Source organism: Stappia sp. (assembly GCF_048268045.1).
Classification (GTDB): Bacteria; Pseudomonadota; Alphaproteobacteria; order Rhizobiales; family Stappiaceae; genus Stappia.
The window spans coordinates 58,301-74,273 of sequence record NZ_JBLWWG010000006.1 but is presented as its reverse complement, the minus strand read 5'-3'; the positions used below and the strand labels follow the sequence as shown (position 1 = coordinate 74,273).

At 67.4% G+C, this 15,973-nt stretch carries 15 protein-coding genes; 6 read left to right on the top strand and 9 right to left on the bottom strand.

The features are described from left to right. Positions 1-106 precede the first annotated feature (106 nt). Positions 107-1,426 (top strand): chromate efflux transporter, encoded by a 1,320-nt coding sequence (gene chrA / locus ACN0WF_RS11235; RefSeq protein WP_417772911.1) that lies wholly within the window; start codon positions 107-109, stop codon positions 1,424-1,426. A gap of 236 nt (positions 1,427-1,662) precedes the next feature. On the opposite strand, the gene ACN0WF_RS11230 is transcribed toward chrA, so the two are convergent. From ACN0WF_RS11230 to ACN0WF_RS11195, 8 genes are all read right to left on the bottom strand, one after another. Then, complete coding sequence (locus tag ACN0WF_RS11230) at positions 1,663-2,136, bottom strand: MarR family winged helix-turn-helix transcriptional regulator (protein WP_417772910.1); 474 nt, start codon at positions 2,134-2,136, stop codon at positions 1,663-1,665. Positions 2,137-2,296: 160 nt separating this feature from the next. Next, a complete protein-coding gene (locus ACN0WF_RS11225; RefSeq protein WP_417772909.1) occupies positions 2,297-2,884 on the bottom strand; it encodes an NAD(P)H-dependent oxidoreductase in 588 nt (195 codons plus the stop codon). Next, entirely contained in the window at positions 2,884-3,465 is a 582-nt protein-coding gene (locus ACN0WF_RS11220; RefSeq protein WP_417772908.1) for an NAD(P)H-dependent oxidoreductase, read from the bottom strand. Before ACN0WF_RS11220 ends, ACN0WF_RS11225 begins: the two co-directional genes overlap by 1 nt. A 9-nt stretch (positions 3,466-3,474) precedes the next feature. Then, positions 3,475-4,875, bottom strand: a complete 1,401-nt coding sequence (locus tag ACN0WF_RS11215) for an FAD-binding oxidoreductase (RefSeq protein WP_417772907.1) — start codon at positions 4,873-4,875, stop codon at positions 3,475-3,477. Further along, positions 4,868-6,196 carry a cytosine deaminase gene (locus tag ACN0WF_RS11210; RefSeq protein ID WP_417772906.1) on the bottom strand — a complete coding sequence of 443 codons (1,329 nt, stop codon included), beginning with the start codon at positions 6,194-6,196 and terminating at the stop codon, positions 4,868-4,870. The genes ACN0WF_RS11215 and ACN0WF_RS11210 overlap by 8 nt, the downstream gene beginning before the upstream one ends. 3 nt (positions 6,197-6,199) lie before the next feature. Continuing rightward, a complete protein-coding gene (locus ACN0WF_RS11205) occupies positions 6,200-7,072 on the bottom strand; it encodes an ABC transporter permease (protein ID WP_417772905.1) in 873 nt (290 codons plus the stop codon). 25 nt (positions 7,073-7,097) lie between these two features. Next, positions 7,098-7,892 (bottom strand): ABC transporter ATP-binding protein, encoded by a 795-nt coding sequence (locus ACN0WF_RS11200; RefSeq protein ID WP_417772904.1) that lies wholly within the window; start codon positions 7,890-7,892, stop codon positions 7,098-7,100. 119 nt (positions 7,893-8,011) lie between these two features. Beyond that, positions 8,012-9,043, bottom strand: coding sequence for an ABC transporter substrate-binding protein (locus tag ACN0WF_RS11195; RefSeq protein WP_417772903.1), 1,032 nt, complete (start codon positions 9,041-9,043; stop codon positions 8,012-8,014). 419 nt (positions 9,044-9,462) lie between these two features. On the opposite strand from ACN0WF_RS11195, the gene ACN0WF_RS11190 reads away from it, so the two are divergent. From ACN0WF_RS11190 to ACN0WF_RS11180, 3 genes are all read left to right on the top strand, one after another. Further along, positions 9,463-9,846: a RidA family protein gene (locus ACN0WF_RS11190; protein ID WP_417772902.1), complete on the top strand. Its 384-nt coding sequence runs from the start codon at positions 9,463-9,465 to the stop codon at positions 9,844-9,846. A 186-nt stretch (positions 9,847-10,032) separates the two neighbouring features. After that, positions 10,033-11,376 carry an 8-oxoguanine deaminase gene (locus ACN0WF_RS11185; RefSeq protein ID WP_417772901.1) on the top strand — a complete coding sequence of 448 codons (1,344 nt, stop codon included), beginning with the start codon at positions 10,033-10,035 and terminating at the stop codon, positions 11,374-11,376. 160 nt (positions 11,377-11,536) lie between these two features. Then, complete coding sequence (locus tag ACN0WF_RS11180) at positions 11,537-12,340, top strand: creatininase family protein (protein ID WP_417772900.1); 804 nt, start codon at positions 11,537-11,539, stop codon at positions 12,338-12,340. Positions 12,341-12,375: 35 nt separating this feature from the next. Here the strand turns inward: ACN0WF_RS11180 and ACN0WF_RS11175 are convergent, their stop codons facing one another. Beyond that, positions 12,376-12,723, bottom strand: coding sequence for an ArsC family reductase (locus ACN0WF_RS11175; RefSeq protein WP_417772899.1), 348 nt, complete (start codon positions 12,721-12,723; stop codon positions 12,376-12,378). A gap of 128 nt (positions 12,724-12,851) precedes the next feature. On the opposite strand from ACN0WF_RS11175, the gene ACN0WF_RS11170 reads away from it, so the two are divergent. Both ACN0WF_RS11170 and argE read left to right on the top strand, forming a co-directional pair. Next, on the top strand, positions 12,852-14,603 hold the full coding sequence (locus ACN0WF_RS11170; RefSeq protein WP_417772898.1) for an adenylate/guanylate cyclase domain-containing protein: 1,752 nt from the start codon (positions 12,852-12,854) through the stop codon (positions 14,601-14,603). Positions 14,604-14,617: 14 nt separating this feature from the next. Then, positions 14,618-15,778, top strand: coding sequence for an acetylornithine deacetylase (gene argE / locus ACN0WF_RS11165; protein ID WP_417772897.1), 1,161 nt, complete (start codon positions 14,618-14,620; stop codon positions 15,776-15,778). Positions 15,779-15,973: the final 195 nt, after the last annotated feature.

Sequence of the window (15,973 nt, the reverse complement as noted above, 5' to 3'; positions counted from 1 at the left end):
CGATTTGAGTGTCTCCGCAATCGCACGGCTTGTCATGGTACGGAAATGCAGGTCGGCTATGCGCTGCGTTCAACCCGCGCCGAGGCGCGCCATCCAGGACCGTGAAATGGCGACCGCCACCTCCGCAACACCGCCCGACGATCTCTCCTGGCTTGCCCGGCGGGCCCTGCGCGTCGGACTTCTCTCCTTCGGCGGCCCCGCCGCGCAGATCGCGCTGCTTCACCGCGAATTCGTCGACGAGGGCGGACGGATCAGCGAAGAACGTTTTCTGCGCGCGCTCAACTTCTGCATGCTGCTTCCCGGACCCGAGGCGCAACAGCTCGCGACCTATTGCGGCTGGCTGACCGGCGGCCTGCGCGGCGGCCTGGTGAGCGGGCTGCTGTTCATCCTGCCGGGCGCGCTGCTCATGCTTGCCCTGTCCCTCGTCTATGTCGGCTTCGGCGGCGCGCCGCTGATCGAGAGCCTGTTCTTCGGCGTCAAGGCGGGTGTGCTGGCGATCATCGTCCAGGCCTTGATGCGCCTGTCAAAGCGCGCCCTCGCCTCGCCCTTTGCCTGGGCCGTCGCCGGACTGGCGTTTCTCGCCCTGCGCCTGTTCGACCTGCCGTTCCCGCTGGTGATCGCCGCAGCCGCCCTGGCTGGCGCGCTGCTTGGCCCGCGGACGCGGGCTCCCTCCGCCTCACCGTCCGCGGAACCGGCCCCCCGCACGGGGCTCGGTCTTGGCGGGCTTGCCCTTGGCATCGCGCTCTGGGCAATGCCGGTGGCCCTCGCCGCGCTGCTGCTTTCCCCCGACAATGCGCTCGTCGACATTGCCGGCTTCTTCTCCACCATGGCGCTGGTGAGCTTCGGCGGCGCCTATGCGCTGCTCAGCTACATGGCCCAGGTCGCCGTCGAGGCGAAGGGCTGGCTCAGCGCCAGTGAAATGCTCGATGGGCTGGGGTTGGCCGAAACCACGCCCGGTCCGCTGATTCTCGTGACGCAATTCGTCGGCTTCCTCGGCGGCTGGCGCGAGGTCTTCGCCGACCGCTCACTCGCCGGCGGCATCCTTGCCGCCGCCATGACCACCTGGGTCACCTTCGCCCCGAGTTTCCTGTTCGTGCTCTTCGCCGCTCCGCATGTGGAGCGGCTGCACCGGGTGCGCTGGATGGCCGGCGCGCTGGCGGCGATCACGGCGGCCGTGGTCGGCACGATCCTCGATCTCGCCCTGTGGTTCGCGACCAACGTCCTCTTCGTCCGCCGAATGCCGGTCGACCTCGGCCCGCTTCGGCTCGACCTGCCCGACCCGACAAGCCTGGACGGTGCGGCCCTGGTACTGGCGATCCTTGCGGCGGTGCTGCTCTTCGCCCTGAAACGCGGCGTCGCCACCGTGGTCGCAACAAGCGCGCTCGCCGGCCTCACACTGCATCTGACGGGACTGGCATCCGGCTGATTTCGGGTGACCGGACGCCCCGCGGGGGGAATGTATGTAGGGGCTGAGGTGGGGCGAGACGAGAGCGGCCGGGCGCCGCAAAGGTGCGCCGAGCGCGGGGCCGATGTCGGCCTCGTCAATCGGCCTCGTCAAGAAGGGGGCAGGGTCAGGAACGGGCCAGCGCGCGCAGCGGCCGGTGCGGGGAGAGCTCTCGGCCCTCGCGCGCGTTTCGCCCGGGAACGGGGTCCCGCATGCGCCTATTCGGCCGCGTCCTCGGCGTCGAGTTCAGCATCATCGGCGGAGCGGGAACCGAGGTTTTTCTCGACCTGGCGCAGAAGCTTGCGCAGCTTCTTGCGGTCCTTGTCGTCCATGCCCGCCAGCGCCTCGCGCTCCAGCCGCTTCCATGCCTTGTCGATGGTATCGACCAGACCGCGACCTTCGTCGGTGAGAAACACCCGCGCCAGCCGCCCGTCGGTCTCGGACGAAGCCCGGCGCAGGAACCCCTGGGCCGAAAGCCGGGTCACCATCTTCGTGACCGTCGGCGGTTGCACGGAAAGGGCTGCGGCAAGCTGGCTCATGGTCTGTCCGTCCATCTCGAACAGAACCTTGAGCACGGCTTCCTGCCCCGGATGGAGGCCGATCCGGGAGAGGTGAGTGCCAGCGCGCGAACGATGGGCCTTTGCCGCCTGGGAAAGACGAAACGTCACGCTTTTCTTGTGGTTGAACGCCATGATCGGCTTTCTAATGCCGGCAAATGAACGCTTGATGACACGACATGACTTCGGCTTGCCGGCTGGCCGAATTCCTGCGCTCGCGCATCATTTTGCGGCATCGCCCGCCGCCAAGCAAAGGTTTTCAGGCGGCTTCGCATTGGGTGAAACGAACCCGTTCCTACCAGCGCGCCATCGTCCGACGCACCTTTTCCAGATAGGCCTTGCGGCTTTCCGGCGTCGAACTGTCCATCTTGTAATGCGCAAGATAGCGGGTGCGGCAGAACGGTGCGCACAGCGCGCGAATGCCGCGCAGGACGGTCTTGCGGCCGGGCTCGCCGACAAGCTTCGACAGCCACCAGGTCGCGCCGCAGGTCGTCACCACCGCGATCTTGCGGATGTGCTGCATGCGCGGGCGCATGGAGGTCGTCTCGGTCGGCATCGTGAAGGTCACATGCGGCACCCAGACCCGGTCCAGATAGCCCTTCAGCATCGCCGGCAGCCCGTACCACCAGGTGGGATAGACAAAAACCAGCGACTGGGCCCACTCGATGTCCTCGACATGGCCTTCGATGCCGAGCCGGTTCAGCTCCGCGTTTTCGTAGCGCCGCCATTCGGCCTCGCCGAGGGCGGGATGGAAGTTCGCGCGGTAGAGATCCGTGAAGCGCACCTCGTGACCGGCCTCGTCGAGCGCCGCGCGCACGGTCGCGGCCAATGCCGCGCCGAAACTGTCGCTGGACGGGTGGCAGAAGATCAAGAGAACGCGCATCAAAGGTCCTTCAGTTTCGCGCCGACGCGAGCAAGAAAGGCGGCGCGGCGCGCGTCGTCGGCGCGATTGAGGTCATAGAGGGCGAGATAGGACAGCCGCGCGGTCCGCGCGACGAGCGCGCGCAGCACCCGGCAGACGATCTTGCGCGGCGGATCCCCGGCAAGAAAGGCGCGGAACCGCGAGCCGCCATAGGTGGTCACCGCGACGAGCCTGCGGATGTGGCGCAGGTTCGCGACCACCTTGCCGTTCTCCAGCCGAAAGGAAACGCCCGGCAGGAACACCCGGTCGAAATAGCCCTTCAGGATCGCCGGGAACCCGTAGTTCCACACCGGATAGACAAGCACCAGCGCCTCGGCCCTGAGCAACTGCTCGACCTCCGCCTCCACGTTCTTCCGGTTCGCCGTGGTGTCGTGGTAGCAAAGCCGCTCCTCGCGGCTCAGCACCGGATCGAAGCCGCGGGCGTTGAGGTCGAGTTCCTCCACCTCGTGCCCGGCGGCGACGAGCGAGCGCACGCACTGCTCGCGCAGCGCCGCCGACAGGCTCGTCTCAACCGGATGGGCATGGATGAGGAGGACGCGCATTCCGGCTGCCTAGCGCGCCAGCCCCGGGAACAGGAACGTCTGGTTCGACGAGAAGTCGAAGTCCGGGTTCTCCCAGGCGATCATCTTGCCCGGATTGAGCAGTCCCTTGGGATCCGCCTCCTGCTTGAACGCGAGCTGTACCGAATCGGTCTGCTTCATCCCGCCTTCCTCCAGCGTGTAGCGGTGCGGGTTGAAGATCGGGCAGCCGTGCTCCTCGTGGATGCGGATGATCTCGTTGAGCCGCTCCTCGGAGGTGTAGCGCACGATCGGCAGGCCGAAGCAGGTGATCCGGCCGTCGAAGCGCACGAATTCCAGATGGCCCATCACCTCGTCGCCGAAGAGCTCGGCAAGCTGCACCGCCTTCTGCACATGGTTGGGGAAGGGATAGAGCACCTGGAGATAGGTGATCGAGGGATCGACCCTGAGCCCGCGCAAGGTGGTGTGGTTCCACGTCAGCTCGCAGACCGGCGGAAGCCCCTTGCTCTCCTCCTCGCTCGCGGTGTCGGAACGATAGACAATGCTCGCCGCGTCCTGGCGCGCGGTGAAGGCGGCAAAGGCGTCCATGGCGAAGGGGGCCACCATGACGGCGCACACCGACTGGTCCGAGCGCAGGAACTTGCGGTGCCGCAGGAAGTAGGTGTGCGGGATCGGCGCGGCGATCGGCGCGATCTCCTTGGTGAGAATCCCGTCCTGGTTGCCCAGCGCATCGGCGAAGCGGGCCGAGCCGGCGAAATCGTCGAAGGCGACGAGCACGTCGACCCAGTCATAGGCCGCCGTCAGCGGCATGGTCACCTCGGTGATGACGCCGTTGGTGCCATAGGCATGGCTGACCTTGTGCAGGTCCGCGCCGGAAAGCGTCAGCACCCGCGGCTCCGCCTCCATCGTCACCACCTTCAGCGACAGGATGTTGCCGAAGTCGCGCAGGCCTCCCCAGTTGATCGAGCCGATGCCGCCCGAGCCGCCGGCGACGAAGCCGCCGACGGTCGCCGTGCGGTAGGTCGAGGGATGCATGCGCAGTTCCTGGCCGCTGGCGCGCGTCGCGTCATCGATGGCCGAGATGATCGCCCCGGCCTCGGCGCGGACGTAGCCGGTGCCGACCTCCACGATCCTGTTGAGCTCGGCCAGATTGAGCACGACGCCGCCCGACAGCGGCATCGCCTGACCGTAATTGCCGGTGCCGGCGCCGCGGGTCGTCACCGGGATGTCGCGCGCGTAGCAGGCGGCGAGCACGCGGATCACCTCCGCCTCGCTGCGGGCGGTGACGACGATGTCGCCGGTGACATCCTCGAGCTGGCGCTTCAGCACCGGCGAATACCAGAAGAAGTCGCGGCTCTTCTGCCGCACGATCTGCGCGTTGTCCTCGATCGCGAGGCCGTCGAGATCCGCTTTCAGCGCGGCGATGTCAAACATGGGTCTGCTCCATCAGATCGTCGAGTTCCCGGTAGTCGGGCAACTCCCGGGATATTTCCCTGCCCGCCCTGAGCACGCGGCGAGGGCCTTGCGGGCGGGCGCAGAGCTCGTTCCAGTCACGCGCGGCGAACAGCACGAGATCGGCCGGAAGGCCCGCGTCGATGCGTCCGCGCGTCGGATCGCCGAGAAGCTCCGCCGGCGTCGCGGTGACGGTGCGGATCCAGTCGCCGACCGGATGGTCGAGATGCAGGATGCGCATCGCCTGGGTGAACACCTCGACCATGTCGAGATCGCCGTAAGCGTAGAACGGATCGCGGGTGTTGTCAGAGGCGACGGCGACGGGAATGCCGCGCGCCTTCATCTCGTGCAGCAGCGTCACGCCGCGCCAGCGCGGCGTGCGCCCGGCGACCCGGTCCTGAAGGTACATGTTGCACATCGGCAGCGTCACAACGCCGATGCCCGCCCTGGCGACGAGATCGAGCGTGCGCTCCGCCTCCCCGCTCTCCTGGCGCGCGATCGAACAGCAGTGACCGCAGACGATGCGACCGGGAAACCGGCGCCTCAGCGCGGTCTCGGCGATCATCGCCAGCGAACGGGCCGAAGGATCGCCGGTCTCGTCGACATGGAAGTCTAGATCGAGACCGCGCGCCTCGGCGGCCGAAAACAGCGCGTCGATATGCTCCTGCAGGCCGTCGACCATATAGGTGACCGCGCCGAGCACCCCGCCGGCCGACGCAACGCGGTCGGCGATGGAGGGCAGGAAGGCGGGATCGAGCAGGCAGTCGACGCCGAAGAGCGCCGAGGCCTGCAGGTCGATCCGGTCGGCCCAGTCGCGCCGCAGTTCGGCGAACACCGGCCAGGAAATGGCGTCCTGTGGCGCGATGCTGTCGAGATGGGTGCGCAGCATCACCGTGCCATGGGCAAGCGCGCAATGCAGGGCGAACTCCATGCGCCGGCGCAGGTCGTCGGCGCTCCAGCGCGCCGGACGGTCCTCGCCGACGGCCTGCAGCGCGCCCGCGAAGCTGCCGTCCGGATTGGGCCTGCGCGGCCAGATGTGGCCCTTGTCGAGATGGGTGTGCATGTCGACGAACCCGGGCAGGACCAGCCCGCCGTCAAGATCGACGCGCGGCAGCTCGTCGCGCCCGAGAAGCGCCGCATCCGGCGTCACCGCGACGACCTCGCCACGCTCGACCAGGAGCGCGGCCCGGCCGAGCCCGTCGCCGCAATGGTTGATCGTGCCGCCGGTCAACGCCGTCGGAACCGTCGCGTTGACGAGCGCGAAGGCCCCTTCCGGGATCGTCAGCTCCTGAAATGCTGTCATGGATCAGCTGTCTCGCTTGATTGCGCTCTCATGCCAGCTCCGAAGCATCAGGTGCGACAGCACGCTGAGGCAGGCGAAGATGACGATGCCGGTTGCCGAGATCAGCAGGATGGCGGCGAACATGCGCGGAATGTTGAGCCGGTAGCTTGCCTCCAGAATGCGGAAGGCAAGGCCCGAACCGATGCCGCCGGTGCCGGCGACGAACTCGGCCACGATGGCGCCGATCAGCGACAGGCCACCCGCGATCCTGAGCCCGCCGAGAAAATAGGGAAGCGCGGCCGGCAGGCGCAGATAGCGCAGCGTCTGCCAGCGCGTCGCCCCGTAGAGCTGGAACAGGTTGCGCAGGTTGTGGTCCGCCGAGTTCAGCCCCAGCGTCGTGTTCGACAGGATCGGGAAGAAGGCGACGATCCAGGCGCAGATGAGAAGCCCGGCAAGCTTCGACGGCACATAGATGAAGATCAGCGGCGCGATGACGATCACCGGCGTCACCTGCAGGATGATCGCATAGGGGAAGAACGACATCTCCACCCATTTCGACTGGGCAAAAAGCACCGCGAGCCCGACGCCGCCGACCGTGGCGATGAACAGCGCGCCCATGGTGATGCCGATCGTGACCAGGAGTGCCGGCCACAGCGTCGGCCAGTCCTGCACCAGCGCCGTCACCACCCGGTCGGGACCCGGCAGGATGTAATGCGGCACCTTGTAGGCATCGACGTACCACTGCCAGAGGCCGATCGTCGCCAGCATGACGATGACCGGAAGGATCCAGCGGGCGATCTTCTCGAAACGCGCCATCCGCGCCTTGCGCAGCTCGAGCGGATCGAGCGGCACCGTGTCCGAGGGGGCGGCGGAGGGAGTATCCAGGGCAGCGCTCATGCGGTCATTCCCGATCGGCCGCCGCTCACGCGTCGGCATGGTCTGCGCCCATTGCCGCGTGCAGCGCGTCGGACGCGAGGCGGCAATGGTCGGAATAGGCGTGCGAGGTGCGGAATTCCTCGTCGCGCGGATAAGGCGCATCGACGGCCAGATCGGCAACCACCCGCCCGGGGCGGGCCGCCATGACGACGATGCGGTTGGACAGATAGACGCTCTCGAAGACCGAATGGGTCACGAAGATCACCGTCCAGCCGAACTCGCCCCAAAGCCGCAGCAGATCGTTGTTGAGGCGGAAGCGGGTGATCTCGTCCAGCGCCGCGAAGGGCTCATCCATCAGCAGCAGCTTCGGCTTGGTGACGAGCGCGCGGGCGATGGAGACGCGCATCTTCATGCCGCCGGACAGTTCACGCGGATAGCTGTCGGCGAAATCGGCGAGCCCGACCATGTCGAGCGCCTCCATCACCTCGGCCCGCGCCGAGGCGGCGGAACGCCCCTTGAGCTTCAGCGGCAGGTGCACGTTGCCGAAGACCGTCGCCCAGGGCATCAGCGTCGGCTCCTGGAAGACGAAGCTGATCTCGTGATCCTCGCCCCCCTTGCGCCGCTCGCCCGGCCGTGCGGCGTCGGGCCAATTCAGCCGGCCGGACGTCGGACTGGAAAGCCCGGCGATGATCCTGAGGGCTGTCGACTTGCCGCAGCCCGAGGGGCCCAGCAGGCTGACGAACTGCCCCTGACCGATGTCGAGCGTCATGTCCTTCAGCGCGACGGTGGCATTGGAAAAGGTTTTCGACACATGGTCGATTGACACAATCGGCGCCGGCATGCGGGCTCCGTTTTCGACGGTTCTCGGAAGGCCGGCGGCCGCATTGGCCGCCTCACCCGGCAGGAGGCCCGCCGGGGATGTCCCCGGCAGGCGGTCATTCTCGTTCAGTGTCGGCGCGCTCACTTGCCCGTGAGCTTCTTCTTCACGTCGAGGCCCACGCCCTTGTTGACGAAGTCCAGCGTGTAGGTGTCCTTGATGTCGATGCCGGCCTCGACGACGCCGGCGGCGACCATCTTGGCGTAGAAGTCGGCATGGCGCTCATCGGTCATGGCGCCGATGCCCATCGTCTCCGAATCGCCGGAATCGACAATGCCGAATTCCTTCATCTTGTCGATGGAGAAGGCGATCTGATCGGCCGTCATTTCCGGGTTGGCCTTCATGATCATCTCGTTGGCGGCGCTGTTGTCGCCATAGAGATAATTGGTCCAGCCGATCGCCGAGCCGTCGACGAAGCACTGCACCACCTCGGGGCGGTTGGCGACCGTGTCGGCCATCACCTCGATGGTGGTCGCGTAGGTGCTGAAGCCGTAATCGGCAAGCAGGTAGATGTCCGGCATGAAGCCGCCCTCGCGCTGGATCGCATAGGGCTCGGAGGAGGCATAGCCCTGCTGTCCGGCTGCCGGATCGGCCAGGAAGGGCGCCGGGTTGAAGGTGTAGGGCTTGCGCTGGTCGACGGTGAACCCGTACTCGGAGATCATCCACTGGTAGTAGGAGGCAAAGCCGTTGTCGCCGATGAGCAGCGGCGCCTTGCCGGCCATCGCCTCGAAGCTCTCATACTTGCCCGGATGGGTGATGATGACCTGCGGCTCCTTCTGGAAGATGGCGCTCACTACCACAACCGGAATGCCCTCGCGCTTGGCGTAGAACGCCTGGAGCATGTTGCCGCCCATCTGGAAATCGATCTTGCCCGCGAGCAGCAGCGCGCGGTTGTTGACCTGCGGACCGCCGGGAACGATCGAAACGTCGAGGCCACAGGCGGCATAGGTGCCGTCGGCGATGGCCTGGTAGAAGCCGCCGTGCTCGGCCTGGGCGAGCCAGTTGGTGCCGAAGGTGACGCTCTCCTGCGCCGCCGCGCCGGTGACGCCGCCAAGTGCGAGGGCAAGCGCCGTGCCGCCCGCGAGAGCGCCGAGCCTGCCGGCAAGTCCTGTCATTCGATCCGTCCGCATTTCGCTGTCCGCCTCCGCAAGATGTGTCTCGTCCGCCCGGTCGCGCATCGCGCCGCCCGGTCGCCTTTGTCGCCATGCCGGATCGCCCGGTCGTGCGCGGACATTTCGTCCGCCGACGACGCGGCTGCCCGTCAGGGAGTCCACGAAAGCAAGTGACATGCCAGCCCGCGCCCTCCCCTCCGGGGAAGGGTTCGTGCCCGCCCCCGGACCAGCGCGAACATTAGCCCAGGATCGCAGCACAAAAAAGCGGCAAGACCGTTTTCCCGACGCCCGTTTCCGCGTCACGCCAACTGCCCCAACGGAAAATCCGGCACGGCCTTTTCATTCGCCCCAACCTGCGTTTGGATAGGCGCTTCGAAGCGGGAGGGCGCGCCGCCCGTTCCGCAAACCGCCCGAGGAGACATATGAACAGGCCTGTGACACCGACGTCGATCGCCGCCCCGTTTGCCCGCTACAGCCATGCCGTCGAGGTGCCCGCGGGGGCCAGGCTTCTGGTGTGCTCCGGCCAGCTTGGCATCGACAACGCACTCCAAATCCCGCCCGATGTCGAAAGCCAGACCAGGATCTGCTTCGAGAACGTCGGCAAGCTTCTCTCCGAAGCCGGCATGTCCTTCACCGACATCGTGCGCATCAACGCCTATGTGACCAGCCGCGAGCACATGGCGGGCTACATGAAGGTGCGTGACATGGTCGTCGCAAACCCGCCGCCGGCCTCGACGCTGATGATCGTCGAAGGCTTCACGCGCCCCGAGTTCCTCGTCGAGGTCGAGGTGCTGGCCGCCGGTTGAGCGCGCGCGTTGCCGCCTGCCCGCCGCCTCTGCTAGGCTGGCCGGGCAGGCGGCGGACACGCCTGAACCAGACGCGAGCGCGTCTGAACCCAGCTCGAAAATGAGGTTTTCCCCTGTGCGGAACTCGGGCGGTCGAGGAAACCGCTAGCCAAGCCTGCAGGTCGACCAGCCAACAGGACCCGACACATGCGCACCTGGATCAAGTCCCCGCTCGCAATCCTGGCCGAAAACGCCGGAGGCGGCATCGTCGTCGAGGACGGCCGCATCGCCGAATGCCTGCCCGATGGGGCAGCGCCCTCCGCCCCCGTCGACGACACATTCGACGCCTCTTCCCACGTCGTCATTCCCGGCCTCGTCAACACCCACCACCACTTCTTCCAGACGCTGACCCGGGCGCATCCGAGCGCGATCAACAAGGAACTCTTTCCCTGGCTGACGTCGCTCTATCCGATCTGGGCGCGCAACGTGACGCCGGAGACCTTCCGCCTCGGCACGCGGCTGGCCTTGACGGAACTCCTCATGTCGGGCTGCACGACCGCGGCCGACCACCACTACCTGTTTCCGGACGGGCTCGAGAACGCCATCGACATCCAGGTCGAGGAAGCCACCCGCCTCGGCATCCGCATGACGGTAACGCGCGGCTCCATGAACCTCAGCCAGAAGGACGGCGGCCTGCCGCCGGACACGGTGGTGCAGGACGAGGACACCATCCTGGCCGACTGCGAGCGGGTGTTGTCGCGCTACCATGACACCTCGCACGGCGCCATGATCCAGGTCGCCCTCGCTCCATGCGCGCCCTTCACCGTGACCAAGCGGCTGATGCGCGAGAGCGTGGCGCTGGCGGAACGCTTCGACTGCCGGCTGCACACCCATCTCGGCGAGACCATCGACGAGGACGACTATTGCCTGCACCACTTCCAGTGCCGTCCTGTCGACTATCTGGAGGAATGCGGCTGGCTCAACGAGCGCGTCTGGCTCGCCCATGGCATCCATTTCAACGACGACGAGATACGCCGGCTCGGCCACGCCTGCGTCGGCGTCTGCCATTGCCCGACGTCCAACATGACGCTGGCCTCCGGCCAGTGCCGCACCAGGGAGCTCGAGGCGGCGGGCTGTCCGGTCGGTCTCGGAGTCGACGGCTCAGCCTCCAACGACAATTCCAACCTGATGGAAAGCCTGCGCCACGCGCTGATGCTGAACCGGCTAACCTATGACGCGGCCAGCATCACCCATCAGGACACCTACCGCTGGGCGACGGAGGGTTCGGCCCGCTGTCTGGGGCGCAAGGACATCGGCGTGATCGAGCCGGGCAGGCAGGCCGACCTTGCCTTCTACAAGCTCGACGAGCTGCGCTTCTCCGGCGCCGGCGATCCGCTCGCCGCGCTGATCCTCTGCGGCGCCCATTCGGCCGACCGCGTCATGGTCGGCGGCGACTGGAAGGTGGCCGACGCCGCCCCGCTCAACATGGATGTCGCCCGCCTGCGCCACGAGCACGGCGCCGCTGCAAAGCGCTTCCTGGAGGCGCTCTGACACGCCGTGCCCGGGCAGCGCGGGCGTCCGCCTGCCGAGTTTTTCCGAAAGCCTCGATTGGCCCGGTGACGACAGGCCACGCCGGCGCTATGGTCGGCGCAACCTCTCCCGCGCCCGGCATCGATCGGGCGCGCCACCCGATTTTTGACGAGTGACCATCATGACCGACCTGCCCCGCCGCTTCTGGCACGAAATGAGCGCCCATGATTTCGCCACGGCGGACACCTCGGACTGGGTCGCCGTGCTGCCGGTCGCCGCGATCGAGCAGCACGGGCCGCATCTGCCTGTCTTCACCGACACCTGCATCGCCGAAGGCCAGATCGCCCGCGTTCTGGAACTGCTTCCGCACGGCCTGCCGGTGACGTTTCTGCCGGTGCAGGCGATCGGCAAGTCCAACGAGCACATCTCCTCCCCCGGCACGCTGACGCTCTCCTGGGAGACGGCGACGCGGGCCTGGGAGGAAATCGGCGAGAGCGTGCACCGCGCCGGCGTGCGCAAGCTGGTGCTGGTGACCTCCCACGGCGGCAACGTGCCGCTGATCGACATCGTCGCGCGCGAGCTGCGGGTGAAGTTCGACATGCTGGTGACGGCGACCGGCTGGTCGCGATTCGGCCAGCCGCACGGCCTGTTCCCGGCAGAGGAATTCACCTACGGCATCCACGGCGGCGACATCGAGACCTCGATCATGCTGCACCTGCGCCCCGATCTGGTGAAGATGCAGCGGGCCGCGGACTTCCCTTCGAGCCAGACAGACTTCATCAAGGATTTCAAGCATCTGCGCGCGCACGGCCCGGCCCAGTTCGGCTGGAAGGCACAGGACCTCAACCCGGCGGGAACGGTCGGCAACGCCGCCGCCGCCAGCCCCGCCAAGGGCGAGGCCTCGCTCGACCACGCCGCCCGCGGCTTCGTCGAGCTGCTGCAGGACATCGCCGCCTTCGACATGGCGCGGATCTGGAAGCCCTGAGGAGCCTCAGGCACCCGCCCGCGCGACGGGAGGCCTCAACCGAGCGCCGACCAGGACGCGGGATCGAAGCCGATCAGCCACTGGTGACCGGCTTCCAGGATAGGGCGCTTGATGGCCGAGGGATTGTCGACGAGAACGGCGATGGTGCTGGTCTCGTCGACAACGCCGGCACGCACCTCCTCGGAAAGCTTGCGCCAGGTGGTGCCGCGGGTGTTGACGACGGCCTCCCAGCCGAAGGCGTCGCAGAACCGCGCCACCAGGGCGGCATCGACACCGGCCTTGCGGTAGTCGTGGAAGACGTAGGCGACGCCGGCCTCGTCGAGAAAGGCCCGCGCCTTCTTCACCTTGTCGCAATTGGCAATTCCGTAGAGCGTCGCAGACATTGCGTTCCCTTTCGCGCAAACGGCCCTTTCGCCGTCCCGGGCAACTTCAGGATGGCGAGACGACAGCCGTTCGGTCAAGCTTGCGATTGCGGGACGGCGGCGGCGCACCCGCCGGCAGGGAGACCGGGATGACAGGCCAAGGCACGCAGGACAACACCCGCAAGGCGCCGGACAAGCGCGCCACCCGCGCCACCCGCGCCACACCCGACGGCGCGCCGCTGCGCCAGAAGCTGCGTCTGTGGAGCGGGCTGACGCTGTTCAGCTTCGCCCTGACCCATTTCCTCAACCACATGCTCGGCCTTTACTCGCTCGAAGCGATGGAGGCCGGACGCGTCGTCTTTCTCGCAATCTGGCGCAATCCGCTCGGCGAGGTCGTGCTCATCGCCGCGCTCGTCGTCCATGTCGCTCTGGCGTTGTGGAAAACCGCCCGCAGGCGCACCTTCCGCCTGCCGCTGTGGCAATGGGCGCAGCTGCTTCTCGGCCTGTCGGTGCCCTACCTGCTGATCCCGCATGTGATGGGAACCGGCGCGCTCAACGACATGTTCGGCTATGACGACAGCTACCGCAACACGCTGACCGTGCTGTGGCCGGGCGTCGCCTTCAACCAGACGCTGCTGATGCTGATCGTGTGGACCCACGCGATGATCGGCCTGCACTTCTGGCTGCGCACCTATCCCAGCTACCGCCGCTTCATGCCGGCGATGGCCGCCTTCGCCGTACTCGTGCCGGCGCTCGCCACGCTCGGCTGGATCGGCGCCGCGCGGCGGCTGAAGCTGACGGAGAACGTGCCCTTCCCGCTGAACCGCGAGATGACCTCCTGGTCCGACCCGCTGATCGGCGCCCTGCGCAACGGGTTCCTGGGCCTGCTGGCCGCGACACTCGCCGTCATCCTGATTCGCATCCTCATCCGCCGCATCCGCAACACCATCGAGATCACCTATCCCGGCGGCCGGGTGCTCAAGGTGGTGCCCGGGCCGACGCTGCTGGAAATCAGCCGCATGAACGGCATCCCCCATGCGGACGTCTGCGGCGGACGCGCCCGCTGCTCCACCTGCCGCACGCGCATCCTCGACGGCGCCGATACGCTGCCCACCCCGTCCACGACCGAGGCGCGCGTGCTGCAGCGCATCGGCGCCGACGAAAGCGTCCGCCTCGCCTGCCAGATCCGCCCGACCGCGCCGCTCGTGGTGCAGCCGCTGGTGCCCGCGCGCGGCGTCGGCCGCGTGAGCGGGACGAGCGCCGACGCCTACCACTGGGGCGTCGAGCAACCGGTCGCGATCCTCTTCGTCGACCTGCGCAACTTCACCGGCATGGCCGAAAACCGCCTGTCGTACGACGTTGTCTTCCTGCTCAACCGCTATCTCGGCGAGACGGCGCGCGCCATCGAGGCCTGCGGCGGCTATGTCGACAAGTTCATCGGCGACGGCGTGATGGCCGTCTTCGGCATGAACGACGGGCTGCAGGCCGGCGCCCGCAACGCGCTCGCCGCCGTCAACGCCATCGCCGAGAGCATGGAAAGGCTCAACGCGGAGCTGAAGCCGCAACTCGAGGCGCCGCTGCGGATCGGAATGGGGCTGCACTGCGGCTCGGTGATTCTCGGCCGAATCGGCGCTGTCGACAACAAGGGCGCCTCGGCGCGCATCACCGCCCTTGGCGACGTGGTCAACACCGCCAGCCGGCTGGAAACCGCCTCCAAGGACCTCGGCCGCGCCCTCGTCGTCTCTCAGGACGTCTTGAAAGCGGCCGGCTACACATGCGATCCAGAAGGGGAAGCGGAGATCGCGATCCGCGGCCGCAAGGATCCGCTGCACGTCTTCGCACTCGACCCGCCCGCCGGTTTCACCGACACCCTCTCCCGCGCCACCCAGGGCGCAAGCTGATACGGATCATGCCCATGGCCACCCGCTATTCGGCGCGCGAGATGCTCGCGCGTCTCGTCGCCTTCCCGACCGTCTCGAGCAGCAGCAACCTCGACCTGATCGCCTTCGTCGAGGACTATCTCGCCGGCCATGGCATCGCCTCCCGCCGCGTTCTCGACGAAACCGGGCAGAAGGCCTCGCTCCATGCCGTGGTCGGCCCGGCCGTCGACGGCGGCACGGTGCTTTCCGCCCATACCGACGTGGTCCCGGTGGAAGGACAGGCGTGGTCGCGCGACCCCTTCGCCCTGTGGGAGGACGGCGGCCGTCTCTATGGCCGGGGTGCCTGCGACATGAAGGGCTTCGCCGCCGTGGCGCTCGCCGCCGTGCCGGACATGGTCGCCGCCGGTCTCAAGCGCCCGGTGCACATCGCCCTGTCCTATGACGAGGAGGTCGGCTGCCTCGGCGCGCCACCGATGATCGATGCGATGCTGGCCGACGGCCCGCGTCCGGAGATGGTGGTCGTCGGCGAACCGAGCATGATGCAGGTCATCACCGCCCACAAGGGAACGGCGCTGATCAAGGTGACGGCGACCGGCCACTCGGTGCACTCGAGCCAGTGGGACCGCGGCGTCTCGGCGGTCGCCGCCGCCGCCCGCGTCATCACCTGGCTCGACGACCAGACCCGCGCCAACCAGGCCGCGGCCGATCCCGCGCTCGACATGGACCCGCCCTTCACCACGCTGCACTGCGGCCTCGTCGAGGGCGGCACCGCCGCCAACATCGTCTCCCGCTCCTGCAGCTTCATGACCGACATCCGCACGGTGCCCGGCGAGAATCTGGAGATGTGGCTCGAACGCCTCGACGATTTCCTCACCCGCGACATCGTGCCGGCAATGAAGGCCGTGCACCCGGACGCCGGCATCGCCGTCGAGCGGCTCGCCGACGTTCCGCCGCTGAGCCAGGAGAGCGACGGTCCCGCAGAACGGCTCGTACGCCGCCTGACCGGCGACAACGGCGTGCACATGGTGGTCTATGGAACGGAAGCCGGCCAGTTCCAGGCCCGCGGCCTGTCGACCGTCGTCTGCGGCCCCGGCTCCATTGACCAGGCGCATCAGCCCGACGAGTTCATCGACATCGCCCAACTTGCCGCAGGGGAAGACTTCGTCGCCAGGCTGATCGGCGACCTCGCCCGGTAGGGTTTCCGCAAGAGGGCAACAAAACCCAAGCGTTAGGCTTCTCACGCCACCATCGCAAATATCCACAATGCGGTGCTGGACGGCGGCGGCGGAGCTTGATTAGATGGGTCTTCAGGGTGACATCCGGCGCCCGAACGAAAGGCGTCGGTATCGATGCGGCAAACCGGTCGCCTTCCTGCCAAAATGCAGGTTCGG

Coding starts and splice junctions, on each gene's coding strand:
- chrA (WP_417772911.1), top strand. CDS start 107: ATGGCGACCGCCACCTCCGCAACACCGCCCGACGATCTCTCCTGGCTT.
- ACN0WF_RS11230 (WP_417772910.1), bottom strand. CDS start 2,136: ATGGCGTTCAACCACAAGAAAAGCGTGACGTTTCGTCTTTCCCAGGCG.
- ACN0WF_RS11225 (WP_417772909.1), bottom strand. CDS start 2,884: ATGCGCGTTCTCTTGATCTTCTGCCACCCGTCCAGCGACAGTTTCGGC.
- ACN0WF_RS11220 (WP_417772908.1), bottom strand. CDS start 3,465: ATGCGCGTCCTCCTCATCCATGCCCATCCGGTTGAGACGAGCCTGTCG.
- ACN0WF_RS11215 (WP_417772907.1), bottom strand. CDS start 4,875: ATGTTTGACATCGCCGCGCTGAAAGCGGATCTCGACGGCCTCGCGATC.
- ACN0WF_RS11210 (WP_417772906.1), bottom strand. CDS start 6,196: ATGACAGCATTTCAGGAGCTGACGATCCCGGAAGGGGCCTTCGCGCTC.
- ACN0WF_RS11205 (WP_417772905.1), bottom strand. CDS start 7,072: ATGAGCGCTGCCCTGGATACTCCCTCCGCCGCCCCCTCGGACACGGTG.
- ACN0WF_RS11200 (WP_417772904.1), bottom strand. CDS start 7,892: ATGCCGGCGCCGATTGTGTCAATCGACCATGTGTCGAAAACCTTTTCC.
- ACN0WF_RS11195 (WP_417772903.1), bottom strand. CDS start 9,043: ATGACAGGACTTGCCGGCAGGCTCGGCGCTCTCGCGGGCGGCACGGCG.
- ACN0WF_RS11190 (WP_417772902.1), top strand. CDS start 9,463: ATGAACAGGCCTGTGACACCGACGTCGATCGCCGCCCCGTTTGCCCGC.
- ACN0WF_RS11185 (WP_417772901.1), top strand. CDS start 10,033: ATGCGCACCTGGATCAAGTCCCCGCTCGCAATCCTGGCCGAAAACGCC.
- ACN0WF_RS11180 (WP_417772900.1), top strand. CDS start 11,537: ATGACCGACCTGCCCCGCCGCTTCTGGCACGAAATGAGCGCCCATGAT.
- ACN0WF_RS11175 (WP_417772899.1), bottom strand. CDS start 12,723: ATGTCTGCGACGCTCTACGGAATTGCCAATTGCGACAAGGTGAAGAAG.
- ACN0WF_RS11170 (WP_417772898.1), top strand. CDS start 12,852: ATGACAGGCCAAGGCACGCAGGACAACACCCGCAAGGCGCCGGACAAG.
- argE (WP_417772897.1), top strand. CDS start 14,618: ATGGCCACCCGCTATTCGGCGCGCGAGATGCTCGCGCGTCTCGTCGCC.